This is a genomic window from Bradyrhizobium semiaridum (genome assembly GCF_020329505.1).
Lineage (GTDB): Bacteria > Pseudomonadota > Alphaproteobacteria > Rhizobiales > Xanthobacteraceae > Bradyrhizobium > Bradyrhizobium semiaridum.
The window spans coordinates 307,848-327,501 of the sequence record NZ_JAGKJJ010000007.1 but is presented as its reverse complement, the minus strand read 5'-3'; the positions used below and the strand labels follow the sequence as shown (position 1 = coordinate 327,501).

Annotated in this window: 21 protein-coding genes; 10 read left to right on the top strand and 11 right to left on the bottom strand. The window is 65.6% G+C overall.

What is annotated here, in order from left to right:
• Positions 1-182: 182 nt before the first annotated feature.
• From J6500_RS12190 to J6500_RS12180, 3 genes are read right to left on the bottom strand one after another with little or no spacing between them, the layout of a single operon-like run.
• Positions 183-1,163: a PDR/VanB family oxidoreductase gene (locus J6500_RS12190; RefSeq protein WP_225712933.1), complete on the bottom strand. Its 981-nt coding sequence runs from the start codon at positions 1,161-1,163 to the stop codon at positions 183-185.
• Positions 1,164-1,175: 12 nt separating this feature from the next.
• Complete coding sequence (locus J6500_RS12185; protein ID WP_225712932.1) at positions 1,176-1,928, bottom strand: GntR family transcriptional regulator; 753 nt, start codon at positions 1,926-1,928, stop codon at positions 1,176-1,178.
• A 3-nt stretch (positions 1,929-1,931) separates the two neighbouring features.
• Positions 1,932-2,981, bottom strand: coding sequence for an aromatic ring-hydroxylating dioxygenase subunit alpha (locus J6500_RS12180; RefSeq protein WP_225712931.1), 1,050 nt, complete (start codon positions 2,979-2,981; stop codon positions 1,932-1,934).
• A 177-nt stretch (positions 2,982-3,158) separates the two neighbouring features.
• Between J6500_RS12180 and J6500_RS12175 the strand changes: the two genes are divergently transcribed.
• From J6500_RS12175 to J6500_RS12140, 8 genes are all read left to right on the top strand, one after another.
• Positions 3,159-3,884, top strand: a complete 726-nt coding sequence (locus J6500_RS12175) for a GntR family transcriptional regulator (protein ID WP_225712930.1) — start codon at positions 3,159-3,161, stop codon at positions 3,882-3,884.
• A 61-nt stretch (positions 3,885-3,945) separates the two neighbouring features.
• Positions 3,946-4,911 (top strand): ABC transporter substrate-binding protein, encoded by a 966-nt coding sequence (locus J6500_RS12170; protein ID WP_225712929.1) that lies wholly within the window; start codon positions 3,946-3,948, stop codon positions 4,909-4,911.
• A gap of 1 nt (position 4,912) precedes the next feature.
• Positions 4,913-5,668, top strand: a complete 756-nt coding sequence (locus J6500_RS12165) for an ABC transporter permease (RefSeq protein WP_225712928.1) — start codon at positions 4,913-4,915, stop codon at positions 5,666-5,668.
• The gene (locus J6500_RS12160) at positions 5,647-6,453 is read left to right on the top strand and encodes an ABC transporter ATP-binding protein (protein WP_225712927.1); all 807 of its coding nucleotides are present in this window, start codon (positions 5,647-5,649) and stop codon (positions 6,451-6,453) included. Before J6500_RS12165 ends, J6500_RS12160 begins: the two co-directional genes overlap by 22 nt.
• A 7-nt stretch (positions 6,454-6,460) precedes the next feature.
• Positions 6,461-7,261: an ABC transporter permease gene (locus tag J6500_RS12155; RefSeq protein ID WP_225712926.1), complete on the top strand. Its 801-nt coding sequence runs from the start codon at positions 6,461-6,463 to the stop codon at positions 7,259-7,261.
• Between the two features lie 13 nt (positions 7,262-7,274).
• Entirely contained in the window at positions 7,275-7,940 is a 666-nt protein-coding gene (locus J6500_RS12150; RefSeq protein ID WP_225712925.1) for a polysaccharide deacetylase family protein, read from the top strand.
• Positions 7,937-8,806: a fumarylacetoacetate hydrolase family protein gene (locus J6500_RS12145; protein ID WP_225712924.1), complete on the top strand. Its 870-nt coding sequence runs from the start codon at positions 7,937-7,939 to the stop codon at positions 8,804-8,806. Before J6500_RS12150 ends, J6500_RS12145 begins: the two co-directional genes overlap by 4 nt.
• 27 nt (positions 8,807-8,833) lie before the next feature.
• Positions 8,834-9,877 carry a uroporphyrinogen decarboxylase family protein gene (locus tag J6500_RS12140; protein ID WP_225712923.1) on the top strand — a complete coding sequence of 348 codons (1,044 nt, stop codon included), beginning with the start codon at positions 8,834-8,836 and terminating at the stop codon, positions 9,875-9,877.
• A gap of 57 nt (positions 9,878-9,934) precedes the next feature.
• Here J6500_RS12140 and J6500_RS12135 read toward each other — a convergent pair whose 3' ends face one another.
• From J6500_RS12135 to J6500_RS12120, 4 genes are all read right to left on the bottom strand, one after another.
• Positions 9,935-10,930, bottom strand: a complete 996-nt coding sequence (locus J6500_RS12135) for a DUF2778 domain-containing protein (protein WP_225712922.1) — start codon at positions 10,928-10,930, stop codon at positions 9,935-9,937.
• A 469-nt stretch (positions 10,931-11,399) separates the two neighbouring features.
• Complete coding sequence (locus J6500_RS12130; protein WP_225712921.1) at positions 11,400-13,781, bottom strand: putative bifunctional diguanylate cyclase/phosphodiesterase; 2,382 nt, start codon at positions 13,779-13,781, stop codon at positions 11,400-11,402.
• Positions 13,782-13,908: 127 nt separating this feature from the next.
• Positions 13,909-14,310 (bottom strand): DOPA 4,5-dioxygenase family protein, encoded by a 402-nt coding sequence (locus J6500_RS12125; RefSeq protein WP_225712920.1) that lies wholly within the window; start codon positions 14,308-14,310, stop codon positions 13,909-13,911.
• A 36-nt stretch (positions 14,311-14,346) separates the two neighbouring features.
• Complete coding sequence (locus tag J6500_RS12120) at positions 14,347-14,967, bottom strand: class I SAM-dependent methyltransferase (RefSeq protein WP_225712919.1); 621 nt, start codon at positions 14,965-14,967, stop codon at positions 14,347-14,349.
• A 172-nt stretch (positions 14,968-15,139) separates the two neighbouring features.
• Between J6500_RS12120 and J6500_RS12115 the strand changes: the two genes are divergently transcribed.
• A complete protein-coding gene (locus J6500_RS12115) occupies positions 15,140-15,853 on the top strand; it encodes a hypothetical protein (RefSeq protein ID WP_225712918.1) in 714 nt (237 codons plus the stop codon).
• 64 nt (positions 15,854-15,917) lie between these two features.
• Here the strand turns inward: J6500_RS12115 and J6500_RS12110 are convergent, their stop codons facing one another.
• The 4 genes from J6500_RS12110 to J6500_RS12095 all read right to left on the bottom strand — a co-directional run bounded on the left by J6500_RS12110 (position 15,918) and on the right by J6500_RS12095 (position 18,178).
• Positions 15,918-16,331, bottom strand: a complete 414-nt coding sequence (locus J6500_RS12110) for an MAPEG family protein (protein ID WP_225712917.1) — start codon at positions 16,329-16,331, stop codon at positions 15,918-15,920.
• A gap of 45 nt (positions 16,332-16,376) precedes the next feature.
• Complete coding sequence (locus J6500_RS12105; RefSeq protein ID WP_225712916.1) at positions 16,377-16,862, bottom strand: SRPBCC family protein; 486 nt, start codon at positions 16,860-16,862, stop codon at positions 16,377-16,379.
• Positions 16,859-17,176: an ArsR/SmtB family transcription factor gene (locus J6500_RS12100; protein ID WP_225712915.1), complete on the bottom strand. Its 318-nt coding sequence runs from the start codon at positions 17,174-17,176 to the stop codon at positions 16,859-16,861. The genes J6500_RS12105 and J6500_RS12100 overlap by 4 nt, the downstream gene beginning before the upstream one ends.
• A gap of 348 nt (positions 17,177-17,524) precedes the next feature.
• The gene (locus J6500_RS12095; protein WP_225712914.1) at positions 17,525-18,178 is read right to left on the bottom strand and encodes a PilZ domain-containing protein; all 654 of its coding nucleotides are present in this window, start codon (positions 18,176-18,178) and stop codon (positions 17,525-17,527) included.
• Positions 18,179-18,554: 376 nt separating this feature from the next.
• Here J6500_RS12095 and J6500_RS12090 point away from each other — a divergent pair, with 376 nt between their 5' ends.
• Entirely contained in the window at positions 18,555-19,367 is an 813-nt protein-coding gene (locus J6500_RS12090) for an enoyl-CoA hydratase (RefSeq protein ID WP_225712913.1), read from the top strand.
• Positions 19,368-19,654: the final 287 nt, after the last annotated feature.

Below are 19,654 nucleotides of genomic sequence, written 5' to 3'. Positions count from 1 at the left end.
CCGCAAGCGGGAGAGGGAGCCGTCCGCCGATGCTGGCGCCACCAGAGTTTTCATACGCGATTGCCCTGCCCTCACTCGGAACGCATCTGACGATGCGTTCCGACCTCTCGCCGCAAGCGGGGCGAGGTGAAGCGGAGTCTGCAGCTCGTTTGGCAGTAGACCCATCGCGCTTTAGCGCACTCTCAGGTCGCGTCCGCCCGGTGCAACGTATCCACCGTGATGGTGCCGCGGGCGCGCGAGACGCAGGCGCAGATCTTGTGACTGTCGCAGCGCTGCTGGTCGCTGAAGAAGACGTCACGATGGTCGATCTCGCCGTCCACCTCGATGACGTCCAGTGCGCAAACACCGCATTCGCCGCGGCGGCAGTCGCTCATCACCTCGTGGCCGGCGGCGTTGAGCACGTCCAGCATCGAGCGATCGTGCGGGATCACGAGCTCGACATTCTCCTGCTTCAGCCGGACCCGGAACGACTCGGTCGGCAACGATCCGCTCGACCCGAACGTCTCGTAGCGCAAATCAGTGATCGGCCGGCCCGCGGCCTGCCAGGCGTGCCGCGCTGCGTCCAGCATCCGCATCGGACCGCAGAACAGCGTCATCGCCTGCTGCGGCAGCGTCGCGAAGGCCGCGCCGAGATCGAGCCGCCGGCCCTCGTCGGCAGCGTGAACGATCAAGCGATCGCCGAGCAGGACCTGGAGTTCGTTAAGATAGGCGGCATCGCCGCGCGAACGCACCGCGTAATGCAGCGTAACGTCGGCGTTGCGGCGCGCCAGAGCCTGCGCGGCGCCGAGGATCGGCGTGATGCCGATGCCGCCGGCGATCAGGCAGAAATGCCGCCGGATCCAGTCGAGTTCGACCAGTGAGGCCGGAAGGGTGATGGCGAGGCGCGCGCCCGGCGCTAGCGACCACATGTAGCGTGAGCCGCCGCGAGAATCCGGCGCGCGGCGCACCGCGATCCGGTAGCCCTCCGCGCCGGCTTCTCCGACCAGCGAATAGAACCGCGTCGCGGGCCGGCCGTCGATCGTGACGCCGACCTGGATATGGCTGCCGACCGGATAGCGCGACGCGGGGGCGCCGTCCGGCCGCAGCAGGAATTCGCGGATGCCGGGCGTGAGGTCGCGCGTCGCGGCGACGGTTGCCTGGATCCAGGTCTCGATGAAACGCATTGAACCCTCCGTTCAGTCCGCCGCCGACCTGATCAGCGCCAGCGCCGGCAGCAGATCGAGATGGGTGCGGTTGCGCAACGCCAGCCGCAGATTGCGCGCGGCAAGCCGGGCGTGCTCGCGCATAATCGCCTCGGCACGCGCACCTTCGCGGTTCTCGATGGCGTCGACCACGACGCGATGATGATCCTGCGCGATCAGCAGGATCTGCCGCGCCTCCGGCAAGGCCGATTGCGCCATCACGAAGCCGCTCGGCGAGGCGAACGGCAGCGCGGAGGCGCGGTCGATCTGCCGGATCAGCGGCGGGCTGCGCGACAGCTCGGTCAAGAGTGCGTGGAAGCGCGCATTGAGCGCGACATAGGACGAGAACGCCTCGACCGAGATCGGATCCTGCCGCACCAGACCGTCGATCTCATTGAGACATTCCTTGAGCGGCTCGAGATCGCGCGCGGAGACACCGCGCTCGGCGGCGAAACGGACGGCGAGCCCTTCCAGCGTGCCGCGCAGCTCGATCGAATCGAGGATGTCACGTTCGGAGAACGCCTTCACCATGAAGCCGCCGGACGGGATCGCCTCCAGCAGCCCTTCCTCCTCCAGCCGCACCAGCGCCATCCGTACCGGCGTGCGCGAGACGCCCGTGGTCTCCACCGCTTGCAGTTCCGAGATGCGCTCGCCCGGGCGCAAGCCCCCCGACAGGATCAAGTCGCGCAGTGCGAGCTGCGCGCGCACGGTCTGCGATACGGCGCGGTCGGTCTCGCGGTCCGCCATGGCCTACTCCGCCGCCTGCAAATGCTGCGGCGGAGTCTCCTTCGCCACCATGCGGTCGATCACGCGCCGCGCCCACATCGCACCGGCGTCGATGTTGAGGTTGTAGAACACGCGGTCCGGATTCTCGTCCATCGCCCGCTGCTGCGCTTCCAGGATGATCTCGTCCTCGTGGAAGATACCGGCGACGCCGTCACGGATCTCGGTGGTCAGGCGCTGCTCGGTGAGGCGGTGGTTGCGGACGAAGGCCCAGAAATAGTGACAGGTCTTGTCGGTCTCCGGCGTGATGGTGTTGAGCACATAGCCGTTGACGCCCTGCGAGCGGTCGCCTTCCGGCGCGCCGGTCCCCGCCGGCGCCACGCCGACGTCGATGTTGACGGTGCACGGCGCCTCGAAGCGGATGATCTGCCAGCGATCGACCGGGCCCGGCTTCTGCAACTGCTTCGCCCAGAACGGCGGCGCCTCGATACCCTTCATCCAGCGCGTCACCGTCACGGTCTTCTCGCCATGGGTGACGTCGAACGGGGCTTCGGCGACCGCGTCATTGCCGATGCTGGAGCCGTGCACGAAGGTCTCGTGGGTCAGATCCATCAGGTTGTCGACCACGAGGCGGTAGTCGCACTTCACATGAATGGTCTTGCCGTCGCCGGCCCAGGCGGGATCGTCGTTCCAGTGCATGTCCGGCACCAGCGCGGGATCGGCGAGCGCGGGATCGCCCACCCACAGCCAGATGAAGCGGTGGCGCTCGACCACCGGATAGGCGCGCACGCAGGCCGATGGATTGATGGTCTCCTGCGAAGGCATGAAGGTGCAGCGGCCCTGCGCGTTGTATTTCAGGCCGTGATAGCCGCAGACCACGGTGTCGCCCTCGAGCCGGCCCTTGGAAAGCGGCACCAGGCGATGCCAGCAGGCATCCTCCAGCGCCACCACGGCGCCGTCGGCCTTCCGGTACATCACGACATGCTTGCCGCAGATCGTCCGCGGCAACAGCGCATGCTTGATCTCGGCGTCCCAGCCGGCCGCGTACCAGGCGTTCATCGGAAACGGTTTTGACATGCGCGCGCTCCTGACCAAGCCGCTAAAGAATACTTCCTGTATACATTAAAGCCGGTAGAATGGCAAATAAGGGCGAAGACCGGCTATATCCGCCGAATTCAGTATACAGTAAATTCTAAGAATACAAAATCGATTTTCGATTGACGTCATCGAGCCCCGTCGCCAATCTGACGCCCCATGAACATCGAGCTGAGTTTTCGCGAGGGCCTGGCCGGCAACGGTCCGCGTAGCCTGACATCGGCGGTCCAGGAGCGGCTGCGGGCCGACATCCTGTCGACGCGGCTGCTGCCGGGCCAAAAGCTGCATATCGCGGGTCTTGCAAAACAGTTCTCGGTCAGCCTCGCCGCGGTCCGCGAGGCGCTGTCGCGGCTGGTGGCCGACGGGCTGGTGCAGGCCTCCGACCAGCGCGGCTTCCGGGTCTGCCCGGTGTCGCTCGCCGACCTCGCCGACGTCACGCAGACGCGGATCGACATCGAGGGGCTTGCCCTGCGGCGCTCGATCGAGCGCGGCGACCAGGCCTGGCTGTCGGCGGTCGAGGCCGCGTGGGATGCGCTCAGGGCCGTCCCGCATCGCTATCCCGATGATCCCACCGTGCATTACGAGGAATGGGTGGCGCGCCACCGCGTCTTCCATCGCGCGCTGGTCAACGCCTGCGGCTCGCAATGGCTGCTCGGCTTCCGCGACGTGCTGCACGAGCAGAGCGAGCGCTACCGGCGGCTGTCGATCCGCCGCGAGGTCGGCAGGTCGCGCGACGTCGAAGCCGAGCACGCTGCGATCGTCGCGGCCGTATTGGCACGCGATGCCGATGCCGCCGTCGGCGCGTTGTCGAAGCATTTCAGCACCACCATGGAATTCGTCGAGCTCGCCGCTCCGTGCATCGCGGAGGTCAATTCCGCAACCTGATCCTCCGGCGCGAAAAGGCGCCGGCAAACAACAACAATCGATATCCGGGAGAAGCACCACGATGAGCATCACGCGCCGCCACGCGCTGGCAACCTTGATCGTAGCCACCATGCTGGCCGGTCCCGCTTTCGCGGCGGACACGATCCGCGTCGGGCTGCCGACCAAGACCTATTGGCCGACGACGATCGCCGAGACCGCCGTGCGGCAGAAGCTGTTCGAGAAGGAAGGCATCAAGGCCGAGCTGACGATCTACCGCAGCGGTGCCGAGACCTTCGAGGGCATGGCGGCGGGTGCCGCCGACATCATCCTCGATCCGCCGTCGCTGGTGTCGGCCGGCCGCAAGAAGGGCGTGATGTCGCGAATCGTCGCCAATGCTGCGATGGGCAATTTCGGCTGGCAGCTGATGGTGCCGGCCAAGTCGGCGCTCGAGGTCAAGGACCTCAACGGCAAGAAGGTCGCCATCACCGCGGCGGGCTCCGGCTCCGATCTGCTCGCGCTGTGGACCGCGCAAGACAAGACGATCGACTTCACCCGCGTGCCGGTCGGCGGCGGCGGCCTGGTGCCGAACCTGCTCGCCGGCAATGTCGATGCCGCCGTGGTCTACTCGCCGCTCAGCTTCCAGATCGCCAAATCGGGTGAAGCCAAGGCGATCCTCGATTATGCGGTCGCGGTGCCGCCGAATTTGACCGGCGGCTGGATCGTGCTCGACAAGTTCGCGGAGTCCAAGCCCGAGGTGGTGCAGAAGGCGGTCAACGCGCTGTACGGCGCCGTGCAGTTCATGCACGCCAACCGCGACGTCACGGTGAAGCTGATCGCCGATCTCTACGAGATGCCGGCCGAGATCGCCGCGCTGGAATACGACAACACCATCATGAAGCTCGAGACCAGCGGCGACATGGGCGCGGCCAATGTGCCGGCGGCGGTGCAGCTCTCGCTCGACCTGGCGAAGCTCGGCGGCCTGAAAGACATCGTGCCGGTCGAGGACGTGATCTCGACCAGGTTCAAGCCGGTTCCGACCAAGCCGTAACATGCAGGCCACGCTCACCATCAAGCTTGCGCGTGTCGCGATCGTGATCGCGATCTTCGCGCTGTGGGAGGTGCTGTCGCGAACCGGCCTCGTCAATTCGCGGCTGCTGCCGCCGGCCTCCGACACGCTGGCAACGCTCGCCGACCTGCTGCAGCGCGCCAGCGTGCAGAACGACCTGATGGTGACGGCGAGCGAGGTGCTGGCGGCGTTCGCGCTCGCGGTGCCGTTCGGCGCGTTGATCGGATTTTTGCTCGCGGAGAACCGCTACTTTGCCGACGTGGCGAAGCCGCTGCTGTTCTTCGCCTTCAGCATCCCGAAGTCGATCTTCCTGCCGATGTTCATCCTGGTGTTCGGCGTCGGCTTCGCCCAGAAGGTCGGCTTCGGCTTCTTCTCCACGATCTTCATCGTGATCATGTCGACCACCACGGCGGTGGAGTCGGTCAAGGTCGAGCATCTCACGGTGGCCCGCTCCTACGGCGCGACGCGCGCGCAGACCGCGTTCCGCGTCTACCTGCCGAGCATGCTGCCGGTGCTGCTGGAGGCGTTGCGCATCTCGATGATCTTCAATCTCACCGGCGTGATCCTCGCCGAGATGTACGCCTCGCGCGACGGCATCGGCCACCAGATCGCGACCTGGGGCGAGAATTTCCAGATGAAGCAGTTGCTCGCCGGCGTCGTCATGGTCGCCGCGATCGCCATGACCTTCAACGAACTGATCAGATGGGTGGAAACACGATGCAGCCATTGGCGAACGTGACCCCGCTAAAGCCGCCGCCGCGTGCCGGCGCGATCGAGGTCAGGAATGTCGGCCAGGTGTTCCGCACCAGGTCCCAGGACGTCGTCGCGCTGGAGGATGTCTCGCTCGACATCAAGCCGGGACGCTTCGTCGTGCTGGTCGGCCCGAGCGGCTGCGGCAAGTCCACGCTGTTGATGATGATGGCCGGGCTGCGCGCGCAGACCTCGGGCACCATCACCATCAACGGCGCGCCGATCCCGCAGCCAGACCCTGACAGGGTGGGCGTCGTGTTCCAGGAGCCGAGCCTGTTTCCGTGGCTGACGGCGGAAGACAATGTCGAGTTTCCGCTGGCGCTGCGCGGCGTCGCCAAGGCGGAGCGCCGGGACAAGGCGCAGGACATGCTCAAGCTCGTCGGCCTCGACGGCTTCGGCAGGCGGCATCCGCACGAGCTCTCGGGCGGCATGAAGCAGCGCGTCTCGATCGCGCGCGGCCTGGTGCAGGATCCGCCGGTGCTGTTGATGGACGAGCCGTTCGCCGCGCTCGACGAGCAGACCCGCATGACCATGGGCGACGAGCTGCTGCGGATCTGGGCCACGACCGGCAAGACCGTCGTGTTCGTCACCCACAGCCTGACTGAGGCCGTCTACCTCGCCGACGAGGTGATCGTGATGTCGCCGCGGCCCGGCCGCATCGTCGATCATCTGCAGGTCCCGCTGCCGCGGCCGCGCACCTACGAGATGCTCAGCGGCGATGCGTTCGGCGCGCTGCGCGACCGCATCTGGCGTCACATCCGCAAATCGGCGTGAGGCAATCATGCGCGCCAAGACCCTCCGCCATCTCATCGTCGTCGGCCTGATCGTGCTGTGGGAGCTGTTGCCGCGTGCCGGCCTGATCCCCGAACTGTTCCTGCCGTCGCTGTCCTCGACGCTGCTGGCCGGCTGGAACGAGGCCGCCGAATACGGGCACGCGCTCGCGGTGACGCTGTACGAGGTCGCGGTGTCGATGGCGTTCGCCTGCGGCGGCGGCATCCTGCTCGGCGCGATCGTCGGCAGCCTGCCGCGCCCGCGCCTCCTGATCATGCCGATGGTTTCGAGCCTCTATGCCGTGCCGCTGGTGATACTCTATCCCGTCTTCACGGTGTGGCTCGGCATCGGCTCGGAATCCAAGATCGCGTTTGCCTCGATCTACGGCTTCCTGCCGACCATGCTGGCGACCGCCGCAGGGATTCAGACCATCGATCCGCAGCTCTTGCTCGCCGCCCGCAGCATGGGCGCGACGCTGAACCAGCGGCTGGTCCGGGTGATCATTCCCGCCGCGATCCCGACTGTGCTGTCGGGCCTGCGGGTCGGCGGCGCGCTGGTCATCGTCGGCGTGGTGGTCTCGGAGATGCTGATCTCCTCGGCCGGCATCGGCTATCTGATCTCGCGCTATCGCACCATCCTCGACAGCCCGCACGTCTTCGCCGGCGTGCTGCTGGTGCTGTTCATGGCGATCGCCTTCAACACCGCGATCCGCTGGATCGAGCGCAAGGCTGCGATCTGGCAGACCGGAATGCGCGCCGGCCAGAACGCCGCCGACGAGATCGGGTCCGGCGCGATGCAGCCGGCGACGTAAGGGAATCGCTGCCGTGTTCAACCTGACCCTGACATTCGACAACGGTCCGGAGCCCGCGGTGACACCCCGGGTGCTCGATATCCTCGGCGAGCGCAGCATCAGGACCACGTTCTTCGTGATCGGCGAGAAGCTCGACGATCCCGCGCGCCGCCGCATTGCCGTCCGCGCCCGCGACGAAGGCCACTGGATCGGCAACCACACCTATACGCACAGCATCCCACTCGGCGAGCAGCCCGGTCGAGACACCGCCGAACGCGAGATCGGCCGGACGCAGGCCGCGATCGGCGACCTCGCCCATCCCTGCCGCTGGTTCCGGCCATTCGGCGGCGGCGGCAATCTCGACGCGCGGCTGCTGAAGCCGTCGGTGGTCGATTATCTCGCGCAGAACAAACACAGCTGCGTGCTCTGGAATGCGATCCCGCGCGACTGGGAGGACGTCAACGGCTGGGCCGACCGCGCGCTCGACCAGTGCCTCGCGCAGCCATGGACGCTGCTGGTGCTGCACGATCTGCCGACCGGCGCGATGACCCATCTGGAGCGCTTCCTCGACTGCGTCACGACCAGCGGCGCCCGCTTCCGTCAGGATTTCCCGCCGCAATGCGTTCCGCTCCGCAACGGCGAGATCGCACTTCCCATCCACGACTACGTTTCCTCCATCGAAGAGAGTGACAAAGCATGAAGATCGCAAGTTTCAAGGTGGCAGGCACCGCGGGCTATGGCATCGTGACCGATGCCGGCGTCATCGACGCCGGCAAGCGGCTCGCGGCGTACCCGACGCTGAAGGCGCTGCTCGCCAAGGGCTCGCTCGACGAGCTGAAGCGGCTGCAAGGCGAGCGCCCCGATCATGCGCTCACAGCTGTCGAGCTGCTGCCGACCGTGCCCGATCCCGACAAGATCTTCTGCATCGGCGTCAACTACGCGACGCATCTTGCCGAGAGCGGCCATCCGACGCCGCCGCATCCGATGATCTTCACCCGCTTCGCCAACAGCCAGGTCGGCAGCGGCCAGCCGATGATCCGGCCGCCGGAGTCCGAGCGCTTCGACTATGAGGGCGAGATGGCCGTCATCATCGGCAAGGCCGGCCGCCGCATCGCGCGCGAGGCCGCGCTCGGCCATGTCGCCGGCTATGCCTGCTACAATGACGGCAGCATCCGCGACTGGCAGCGCCACACCTCGCAGTTCGCGCCGGGCAAGAACTTCGCCGGCACCGGCGGCTTCGGCCCGTGGATGGTGACGACCGACGAGCTCCCCGACATTTCGAAGCAGCACATCGCCACCCGCCTCAACGGCGTCGAGGTGCAGGCTGCGCCGATCTCCGACCTCGTGTTCGACGTGCCGGCGCTGATCGCCTATTGCTCGACCTTCACCGAGCTGGTCCCCGGCGACGTCATCGTCACCGGCACCACCGGCGGTGTCGGCGCTTATCGCACCCCGCCGCTATGGATGAAGGACGGCGACGTCGTCGAGGTCGAGATCTCCGGCATCGGCGTGCTGCGCAACCCGGTGAAGGACGAGGTGTCGGTGACGGCGACGCGCGCCGCCTGACCGATCGCAAGCAAGAAGGAGGACGCCATGAACCTGCCCAAGCATTTGCTGCCGACCACCGTGGTCGGCAGCTATCCGCAGCCGGAATGGCTGGTTGATCGCGCGATGCTGTCGAAGTCGGTGCCGCGCACCCGCATGCACGCGATGTGGCGGCTGCCGGCCGAGCACCTGCAGGAAGCCCAGGACGACGCGACCGTCGTCGCGATCAGGGACATGGAGCGCGCCGGCATCGACATCGTGACCGATGGCGAGATCCGCCGCGAAAGCTACTCCAACCGCTTCGCCACCGCCCTCGACGGCATCGATGCCGACAATCCCGCCATCATCACCGCGCGCACCGGCAACACCAAGACGCCGGTGCCGCGCGTGGTCGGCCCGGTGAAGCGCACCGCTCCGGTGGAGCTGCCCGACATGCAGTTTCTGCGCAACAACACCGATCGCGCCGCCAAGATCACTTTGCCCGGCCCGTTCACGATGAGCCAGCAGGCCAAGAACGAGTTCTACAAGGACGACGAGGAGCTCGCGATGGCCTTTGCCGCGGCGGTCAACGCCGAGGCGCGCGACCTCGAGAAGGCCGGCGCCGACGTGATCCAGCTCGACGAGCCCTGGGTGCGCAACAATCCGGAACTGGCCAAGCGCTACGCGGTGAAGGCGATCAACCGCGCACTGGAAGGCATCACCGTGCCGACCGTGGTGCATCTCTGCTTCGGCTACGCCGCCGTGGTGCCAGGCTCGGCCAAGCCGGCCGGCTATTCCTTCCTCGGCGAGCTCGATGACACCACAGCCGACCAGATCTCGATCGAGGCGGCGCAGCCGAAGCTCGATCTCGGCGTGCTCAAGGACCTCTCGTCCAAGACAATCATGCTCGGCGTGCTCGACCTCGGCGATCCCGCGATCGAACAGGTCTCGGTCGTCGCCGATCGCATCCGCAACGGCCTCAAGCACGTCCCGGCCGAACGGCTGGTGGTCGCGCCCGACTGCGGCATGAAATACATGCCGCGCCAAGTCGCGTTCGGAAAGCTGAAGGCGATGTGCGACGCCGCCGCGCTGGTCCGCAAGGAAATTGCCTAGGGCGGGTGCGACAAGTTGTGATGGAAGGATAGCTGCAGTACGACGACTGCGGCCGGCTTACGAATTCGACGCAGCGCGGGTCGAAGCCGACTGGATGTCCTTGATGCTGATCACGACGGCGATGCGCTTGACGGTGCCGTTGCGATAGGCCGCCAGGAACTTGTCGTACTGCTTGACCGAGATGCAGCCGTTGGAATCGCCGTTCGGGCCGAGCATGTAGCTGTGCACGAGCAGGCCGACGCGGCCGAAGGTGTCGCTGCCGTCGACCGGGTTCATGCGCAGCGCGGGCACGCCGTGGAACAGTTTTTCGCGCGGCTTCATTTCGTAGATGCCGGGCGGCGTCGCGCCGGCATTGCGGATCTTCACATGCGCGGGATCGTCGAGCAGATTGCCGAGCCCCGAATGCGCCTCGAACTTGGTGCCGTCGGGCATGTACACGACGCGCGCGGTGATGTCGTAGACCGCCGTGGTGCTGTCATAGCCGAGCGCGCCGAGGTTGGGGCTCGGACCGGACAGGCCGTCATTGGGATCGAGTGAGGCCAGCTGCAGCTTAGCCGGCATCATGTCGGCGAGCTTCTGCAGGAAGGTGCGGTTGTCGGCCTGCTGCTGCGGCGTGGCTGCCGGCGCGGGCGGCGTATCGGTGCGCGCGGCCAGATTGGCTTCCGCCGGCCGCGATCGCGGCATCGGCACGCCGGCCGAAACCGGCGCCGGCGACACCGACGCGGGAGGCGCATACGCCATCGCCGATCGGCTTGGCAGGTCGGTCTGGCTCTCACGCAGCTGGCCCGCGAGCGCGTCCTCGATCTTGTCGAACTCGGCTTTGAAATCGCCGCGATCGGAACGAATGCCGCGGCGCGACGGATAATACAGCGACGCCGAGTTCAAGGTGGACCGTGAACCGAAGCGATCGTCGAAGTTCAGCGAAGCGGTCGTATTGGCGAGCGCGGGTCCATGCAGCCACGCGGTGGGATCGACGCCGGCCATCCAGGCGGCGAGGCCAGACGACAGGGCAAGCGCGCCGACGGCGAATGCCGTGCTGCCCACCATTGACATGCCGCGGCTTGACCCCCGCCCGGCAGCTTTCGTCGTTCGTTGACCCATCCGTCCCCAAGTTCGGTGCTCTGGGGCCTGTTGCCGGCCAATCAGGGATTCACCGATTTCTCATCATATCAAGAATTGAGAGTAAGGCATAATCGAGACCGTGGGGCCAACGGCAGGTTTTTTAAGCGTTTTTTGCAGGGACTGCGCCCGCGAATCATCGCCTTGGGCCTGAAAACGGGACTAAAGGCCAGCAAATGGTCCCGATTCGGGACAAATCCGGCCGCCGGAGGCTGGTCTCAGCACGCGTCGTCCCGGCGAAGGCCGGGACCCATTACCACAAGGACAGGTTGTTGAAACCAGCTGTGGCCCCAGCGTTGCGCAAACAAGAACCTCGGTGGCTATGGGTCCGGGCCTTCGCCGGGACGACGCCGCGGGAATCCATCTCACACTCAACTTTTGGTCGCTGAAGATTCACACCGTCTCAGGCGATCTTTTCTTCCCGCAGGGTGAGCACCGGCACCGGCTTGCCGATGGCGTAGCCCTGGACGTAATCGACCCCGATCTCGCGCAATTCGTCGAGGATGGCGAGGCTTTCGACGAACTCGGCCACCACCTGCTTCTGCATGATCTTCGCGGTCTTGGTGATCATCTCGACCATCGCGCGATCGACCTTGCTGTTCAGGATCTCCTTCACGAACGAGCCGTCGATCTTGATGAAATCGACCGGCAGGTGCTTGAGGTACGCGATCGACGACATGCCGGTGCCGAAATCGTCGAGCGAGAAGCTGCAGCCGATCTCGCGCAGCCGCGCGATGAATGTCTGCGCCTCATCGAGATTGGAGATCGCGCTGGTCTCGGTGATCTCGAAACACACCACGGTCGGCGGCACGTCGTGCCGGGCGAACAGCTTGGCGACGAAGTCGACGAAATCGCCGTCGCCGATGGTGGCGCCGGAAAGATTGATGGCATAGCCCGCTACCTTGCGCGGACTGTGCCTGCGCTCGGCGATAACCTCGAAGGCGCGGCGAACCACCCAACGGTCGATCAGCGGCATCAGGCCGTAGCGCTCGGCCGCGGGCAGGAAGCTGCCGGGCGGCACCATCACGCCGCTTTCGTCGCGCAGGCGCAGCAGCAGCTCGCGCCGCTCGCCGCCCTTCAGCGTGCCGGCCACCGGGCGGATCTCCTGCTCGTAGAGGCAGAACCGGCCCTCATCGAGGCCCTTGCGAATGCGGTTGACCCAGCTCATCTCGGCGACGCGCACCGTCATGTCGGTATCCGCCGGGCAGTGCTCCTGCACGCGATTGCGTCCCTTGTCCTTGGCGAGGAAGCAGGCGACGTCGGCAAGGCGCAGCGCGTCCTGCACGCCGGCGCAGTCGCCGAGCCTGACGAGACCGATGCTGGTGCTGATCCGGAAGCTCGAGCCTTCATGGACGAAGCTCGACTGCTCGACCACCGCCCTGATCCGCTCCGCGACTTCGGAAGCGGCCTCTTGCGCGCCCGAACCGTCGTCGCGCAGCAGGATGCCGAACTCGTCGCCGCCGAGCCGCCCGACCAGGCCGCGCTCGCCGACCTCGGACGCCAGCAGCCGGGCGACCTGCTTGAGCAGCCGGTCGCCCGCCATGTGGCCGCAGGTGTCGTTGACGATCTTGAACTGGTCGAGGTCGATCAGCATCAGATCGGCGCCCGCATCCGCGGCGCCCGACATCGACGTGTGCAGCTCGAATTCGAACTGCCGCCGGTTGGCGAGCCCGGTGAGCGCGTCATGCGAGGCCGCCCAGGCCAGTTCCTCGACCAGGCGGCGTTCGGCCGTCATGTCATGGATAACCATGACGCGGCCGGCCCAGTGGCCGTCATGCACGATCGGGGTCTCGACCACCGAGACCGGCACGCTGGACTGATCCGGCCGCACCAGCAGCCGCTGCTGCGGCCGTCGCTCGCCCTCGGCCTCGGCGGCGCCGAACGATCCCTGCACCGGCTGCTCGGCGATGCTGAACAGCGAGGACAGCGGCCGGTCGCCGGCCTCCTGCCCTGCCGCGATCAGCCGTTCGGCGGCTGCGTTCATGTAGCCGACGCGATCGTCCGGCGTCGTCACGATCACGGCGTCGCCGATCGAAGCCAAAGTGAGCTGCGCCCGCTCCTTCTCGACCGCAAGCGCGGTCTCGGCCAGCCAGCGCCGCTGCAGCATCCGCCGCGTATGGAACAGGACGATGCCGGCGAGGCACGCCGCGATCACCGCGTTGACGAGCAGCAGCAGCGCGGAGACCTGACGTGAGGCGCGCCCCAGATGTTCGGAAAAGTCGACGGCGAGCGTGCTGAGCGCGGCGTCCACCGCACCGATCCGCTCGGCCCAGCGCCTGATCGTGCCCACGGACGGATCATGCAGCGCCATCTCGTTCGCAGCTTCGTTGCGGATCTCGATCAGCCGATCGAGCAGCACGTCGGAATTGCGCCATGCCGCAACGGCGCCGGCGACGTGATGCATCTTGCGGAAATACTTGAACAGCCAGATCAGTCCGCCGATGTCGTCGTCATGATTGCCCGCCTTGGCGAAACCATCACGCGCGACGTCGTCGTTGTTGCCGGGCGCTTCAAGCGCGAGCCGCGCCGTGCGGTCCGCCAGCGGCACCGCGATCGCGGCGTCGAATTTCTGCAGATAGGCCGGCGTGCCGGTGCTGACATAGGAATGCAGATAGTAAATGGCGTCCTTCTGGCCCTTCGACCACAGGCTCTCGCCAGCCACATAGGCCCGCACCGCGGACATCACCTGCAGGCTGCCGGCCGACAGGCTGGCCTGCAGCAGAACGATGGCGATCAGCGGTCCAACCACCCGCCACAGTGACCAGCTTCGAAACGAAAAGAACATCCCGCGCCCACCGCAATCCTGTTCGGCGAGAGTAGGAACGGCGGCTTAACCCCACGTTGCAAAACGCGATGAGTTTGAAACGACTTGGTTGTACTGGAACTGGCTCAAATTTTATCGACCGCACCGCTCACGGGCGCAGCGTCGGGGCCGTGTTCGGCGCCGGCGCCTGTTCCATCTCCGCCTCTTCCGGCAATTTGTCGCCATGAACGGCGAGCGGCGTGCCGATCCAGAGCGGATCGGCGAGATGGTCGCGGCGCGGATTGACGGTGTTGGGATGGACCAGGACGCTCAGGCTGCCATGGTTCAACATCAGCCACGGCACCAGGGTCGGAAATAGCTCGCGCGCGAACGCCACCTGATACATCGCCTGATCGTGCGGACCGACCTTGACGTCGTGCCAGCGCCCGAGCGTGACCAGGAAGCGCTCGCCGATCCAGTGCCGCAGCCGCTCCGCCTCGCCCCGGCTGGTCGCCGGGTCGTAATAGACATGGGCGTGGTAGCTCGCGATCTCGCCGATCGTCCGTGGCATACCATTCGCATGATCAGTCATAAGGTTTCCTCTCTCTTACAACCGCCGCAGCACGCTGAACTGGAACGACTGCGTGGCGCCCCAGGGCGTGACGTGGCGATGCGGCACCTGGGCGATCAGCGCGAAGGCCGGGCCGATGGCCGCACCGAGCGTCGCGGGATCATAGCGCTGCACCGGCAGGCCGCTGCATTTCTCCGGACCGTCGAGCGCGAAGGTGCCGATGATGGCGTGCCCGCCGCTCCTGACGCCGCGATGCAGCCGCTCGAGATATGCCGCGCGGTCCGCCTCCGCGACCAGGAAGTGAAACGCCGCCCGGTCGTGCCAGACGTCGAACGCCTGGGGCGGCTGCCAGATGGTCGCGTCACCTTCGATCCAGCGCACCCCCTCGCCCGCCGCGCCGACCCGCTGCCGTGCGCGCGCGAGCGCAGCCTCGGAGAGATCGAACACCGTCAGGGCGCGATAGCCGTGCGCCAGCAGCGCGTCGACCAGACGCGATGCGCCGCCGCCGACGTCGATGATCGGCGCATCGCGACCGGCCGCAACGGACTCGATCAGGCGCAGCGAGGGCTGCGGATCGGCCTGCGACCAGCTCACCTGCTGCTCGCCCTTGGTCAAATAGACGGTCTGCCAGTGCGAGTGACGTTCCGAGGCGGTCATGGCGATGCGGTCCGGAGGCAGCGAACGGGCAACCCGGGCTGCGGCAGCGATTAGCCATGAGCTAGGCCCAGCGGCTTGCCGCGTCAACCGGCCGCCGCGCCGCAAATGCCGCATTTGACTCGCCGCATTTTCCATCTAGCCTGACCGACAGGTTGAGATCGGGGCGCCCGTTATGGCCAATTTCGGCTGGACACGCGTCAACAAGTCTGCACCCGCGGAGGACGCCGCCGTCGACTTGCGCGGCCTCACCGACCCGTTGGCAATTCTCGCCGCGCTCGACAAGGTCGTGCCACGCTATCTCGATCTCGCCGACAACAACGTGCTGGTCTATCCGGCCTGCAAGCGCAAGCCCACTGATCTCCTGGGCGACATCCGCGCGATCTGGGAGCACACCAGGCTCGAAGCGCTGCGCTATGTCCCGATGGTGCCGCGGCAGGATACCGCGCTGCTCGCGGATCCGGCCCGCCAGGCCGAGATGATCGATGCCTTCCTGCGACAGCAGCCGCACGACAAGACGGTGGTCGACTTTACGGGAAAGCCGATCGAGGACTACGGCATCGCGATCTACGCCGGCCTGAACTGGCTGAACCATTGCTGCAGCATCTCGGGCGCCGATCCGCAGAAATTCTCCGGCACGCTGCGCAATTTCCGCAAGGTCATGGTGGTGGCGCGGCAGTGGTGGGCGCTCGACGGCGCCGCGGAACGCTGCGCGCAGATGCTGGCGGCGCGCGAACGGCCGCCGCTGGTGTTCTTCCTGCTATGGGCCGAATGCACCAGCCTCGCCAGGGAAGTCGCGCTCGCAGCCTACGCTTCGGCGGCGGCCGACGAGAGCGTCGCGCGGGTCCGGTCGGCGCTCGATCCGGAAGACCTCGATGCACAGGGTTAGACGGCCGGCGGCGGGGTTTTGAGCAAACCGGCCGGCAAGGACCAAAAGCCGAATCCGGTGTACTCTAGTGGATGGCCGCCAGGGCAGTCACGGCAATGACTACGACAGTGACAAGTGCCCCCGAGACATAGAGGACCGTTCTGATGCTACCACCTTTGGCCGCTTTGCCACCCCGCAGATAAACTGCAACGTGAATGAGGCGAATTGCGACATAAGCCCATACGAGCGTTGCAAGCGTGACAGGTCTAACCCCTACCATCATGGCCAGCATTGCCGGGACGACAAAAGAGGTCAGTGCCTCCACAGTGTTCATGTGGACGCGATCTATCCGGTACAGCAAGTTGTTGTCATCCAGCGGCAGGACAGGCCCGGAGAGCGCTCCGGCCCTGCCTTTTGACGATCCTGAATAGACGGCCAACATAATTGACAGGAGGCAAAGGAAAAGCACTCCGACAACGCTAAGCGAGTAGGCTTCCATACAGACCTCCGCAATCACGATTGTGTCGCAAGGGACACGTGAGCATCATGCCTCGCGCGCGATCCGCTCGGCGAACCGCTTCAGATAGAGCGGCCAACCCTGATCACCCTCAACTCCATCACGCACGCCTTCCCAACCTTGGCCATGACGTTCGAGGTGACGGTGTTCGAGCTCCAGCCGTGTCCGGCTTGGCGTCTCGGCGATGAACCGCACTTCCCATTCGCTGGTCTTGTCTGGGTCGGTCTCGATCTGCCAGCGCGGGCTGATGTCCCAGCTGAGCACCACGCGATTTGGCGGCTCAAAGGCCAACACACGCGCCCATCGGCACTCGCTGCCATCGACACCCCGATCATAGACGTGACCGCCGACCCGGAGCTCGAACACGGTTTCCGCGATGGGGACAGCGAGCAGATTGTGCTCGCGCGGTTTGAAGCTGCCGAAGTCTTCGGTGAAGACCTTGAACGCACGCTCGATAGGCGCCTCAACCACGATAGATTGTCTGATCGGCGCGGCTGATACATGTGTGCTCATTGCTGGTCCTCCACTGATTTTTCAACGGCCACTTTGTAAGCTGCCAGTGTGTTGCTCCAGAACCGGTCAAGCCAAGCGCGCATCTGGCCGAGCCCCGCTGGGTCGATGTGATAAATGTTGCTGGCACCCTTCGGCTCGGCACGAACCAACCGAGATTCGCGCAGCACCTTGAGATGCTGGGAGACGGCTGACTGGGAGACTGTCAGCTCTCGGGTGATTTCAACGACAGTGCGAGGTCGCGCCCCCACCAGTTCGAATATCCGTCTGCGAGTCGCGTCGCCAAGAGCGGCTAGTTGCACGCTATCCTTCGGCATGGCTCGCCGACCTTCCGAGCCAGCGGAACCTTGCACTTCGTCTGCAACACAAGCACCGCCGAGAATAATTAGTCATAGCTAATGATTAGCACAGGCTAATTATTACGTCAAACATCGCGAGTGGCCGGCGGCCAGTTTCGCTGCCGGGACAGAGCCGCCGACAGACCTTGGATCGCGGTGCTTCCGTTCCAGAGTACGCCAGTGATGGATTTGCGTGGTCTCGAACCCATAAAGGCGGCCGGTGTTGCGGCGAACCGGACGTCGACAAAGATTACGTGTCTTATTTTCTTCCGGCGCTAGTCTAGCCGACCGGATGAAGATGATCGCCGCTCGTGTCCCGGCATCGTCTCACGCCACGTTGTCCGCCTCGGCGGACACCGCCTGAAGCTCCCTGGTCTTGCGCGAGATCAGCCGGAGCAGATCGGTCTGCTTGTAGGTCTCCACGAACTTGACGGCGAATCCGTTCGGCAGGTGCCGGACCACGCGCCCGACGCAGGCGCCGATCGCCAGCGGCATGCCGATCGGCGGCTGCACCTCGGCGGATACCGCGGCTCCCGATAGCGACATGTCGATGATGAAGCAGCTTTGCATGGTGCCGTCCGCCAGCGTCAGCATGGCGTGCGGCGCCGCGGGAATGAAGCGCGGGCTGTTGCGCGTGTCGCGGATGCTCGGATCCCTCTGCTTCTTCTCGATCCAGATCAGCTTGTCGGCGAACTTCTCGCGCATCGCATGCGTCATCTCGAGCTCGAACAGGAAGCTGCCGCTCATGGTCTCGGTGATGCAGCCCTCGAACTTGCCGAATTCCTCGAAATACGAGGTCAGCCGGTCACCGACCTTGCCAACTACGGGAACGTCGACGATCATACGGAACGGGGACACGCGCGTGGTGCGGCAGGCGAAGCTGCGCAGGCGGCCCTGCGCGTCGTACCAGTTCGGCAGCGTGTAGCTGCCGTTGACCGTGATCTTGACCGCGCGCTGCTTGAGGAACTTTTCGACCGACACGAGGGGACCTTCGCCTGACGCGATGTGAGTGCACGGAGGTCGGGAGAGACCGGCTGCTTCGGCGGTCTGGTGGAGCGGACGTCCGTTACCGACGCGTGCAGCCACAGGCTGCGCGACGCGTCCCAGCGCGTTACGGATTGTCCTCGCGCGCAGGTACGTACGGTCGTACCTTCGAAAGACTAACAAAGGCTGAACCGGCCAGCGAATGGGCGGCGCACCTTATGAAGCAACCCTTTCTGATCGGTTTATTTTGCAGGCCGCACAACTACCGGACGAAATATCGCGCAACGATGCAATCGTGGCGCGCTGTAAACTGCCTGCCGCGACCCCCGGTCGAATGCTAGAGCTTTGCCTGAACCAGATCTGGAAACCTGATATGCCCAACATCTCCGAAAAATCGCTCGCCGCCGGCAAGATCCTGCAAAGCGTGACCGACGGCGTCGGCGTCATCACGTTCAACAATCCCGACAAACGCAACGCGATGTCGCTGGAGATGTGGGAAGGCCTCGGCGAGGCGCTGACCGCCCTGCGCGACGATCCGGACGTCCGCGTCGTGATCCTGGTCGGCGCCGGCGACAAGGCCTTCGTCTCGGGCGCCGATATCAGCCAGTTCGAGAAGACGAGGCACAATGCCGAGGCGTCGGAGGAATATTCCCGGCGCAGCGAGGCCCAGCGCGCGCTGCTCGCCAATTATCCGAAGCCGACGATCGCCTGCATCCGCGGCTTCTGCCTCGGCGGCGGCATGCAGGTCGCGATGCTCGCCGATATCCGCATCGCAGGCACGAGCGGCCAGTTCGGCATTCCCGCCGCCAAGCTCGGCATCGCCTACGGCTATGACGGGCTGCGCCACCTGGTCTCGCTGGTCGGCCCGTCCTGGGCGCGGCTGATCATGTATACGGGCATGCGGATCGATGCCGCGGAGGCGCTGCGCATCGGCCTGGTCGATCGCGTGCTGCCGGATGCCGAACTCTGGGACGCGACCATGGAGATCGCGCGCACCATCTCGGGCAACGCGCCGCTCGCGATCAAGGCCGCCAAGATCACCATCGCGCAGGTGCTGAAGGATCCCGCCGACCGCGACATGGCCGCGATCAAGCAGATCGGCACCGACTGCATGGACAGCGAGGATTTCCGCGAAGGCCGCCGCGCCTTCATGGAGAAGCGCAAGCCGCAGTTCAAGGGCCGGTAGGGATTCGAGACGGCGGGCTGCCGGTGGCGGCACACCTCCCGCCCGCAGATCCTGTGGCCCGGATGGAGCGTAGCGAAATCCGGGACCAGTCAAGCCACAGAACAAGAAACCCGGATTGCGCTTCGCTTCATCCGGGCTACACAAGGCCTGCAGATTGCAGCCGCCACCGCGTGATTTCGGATTATTGGAAATATATCCCTGAGTTACCCGGCGTGTCAAGTTCCTTGTCGAACATGCCCTATTTGGACACCGGCGACCGCCTGCCGGCTCCTTTGCATGGGGTTGTT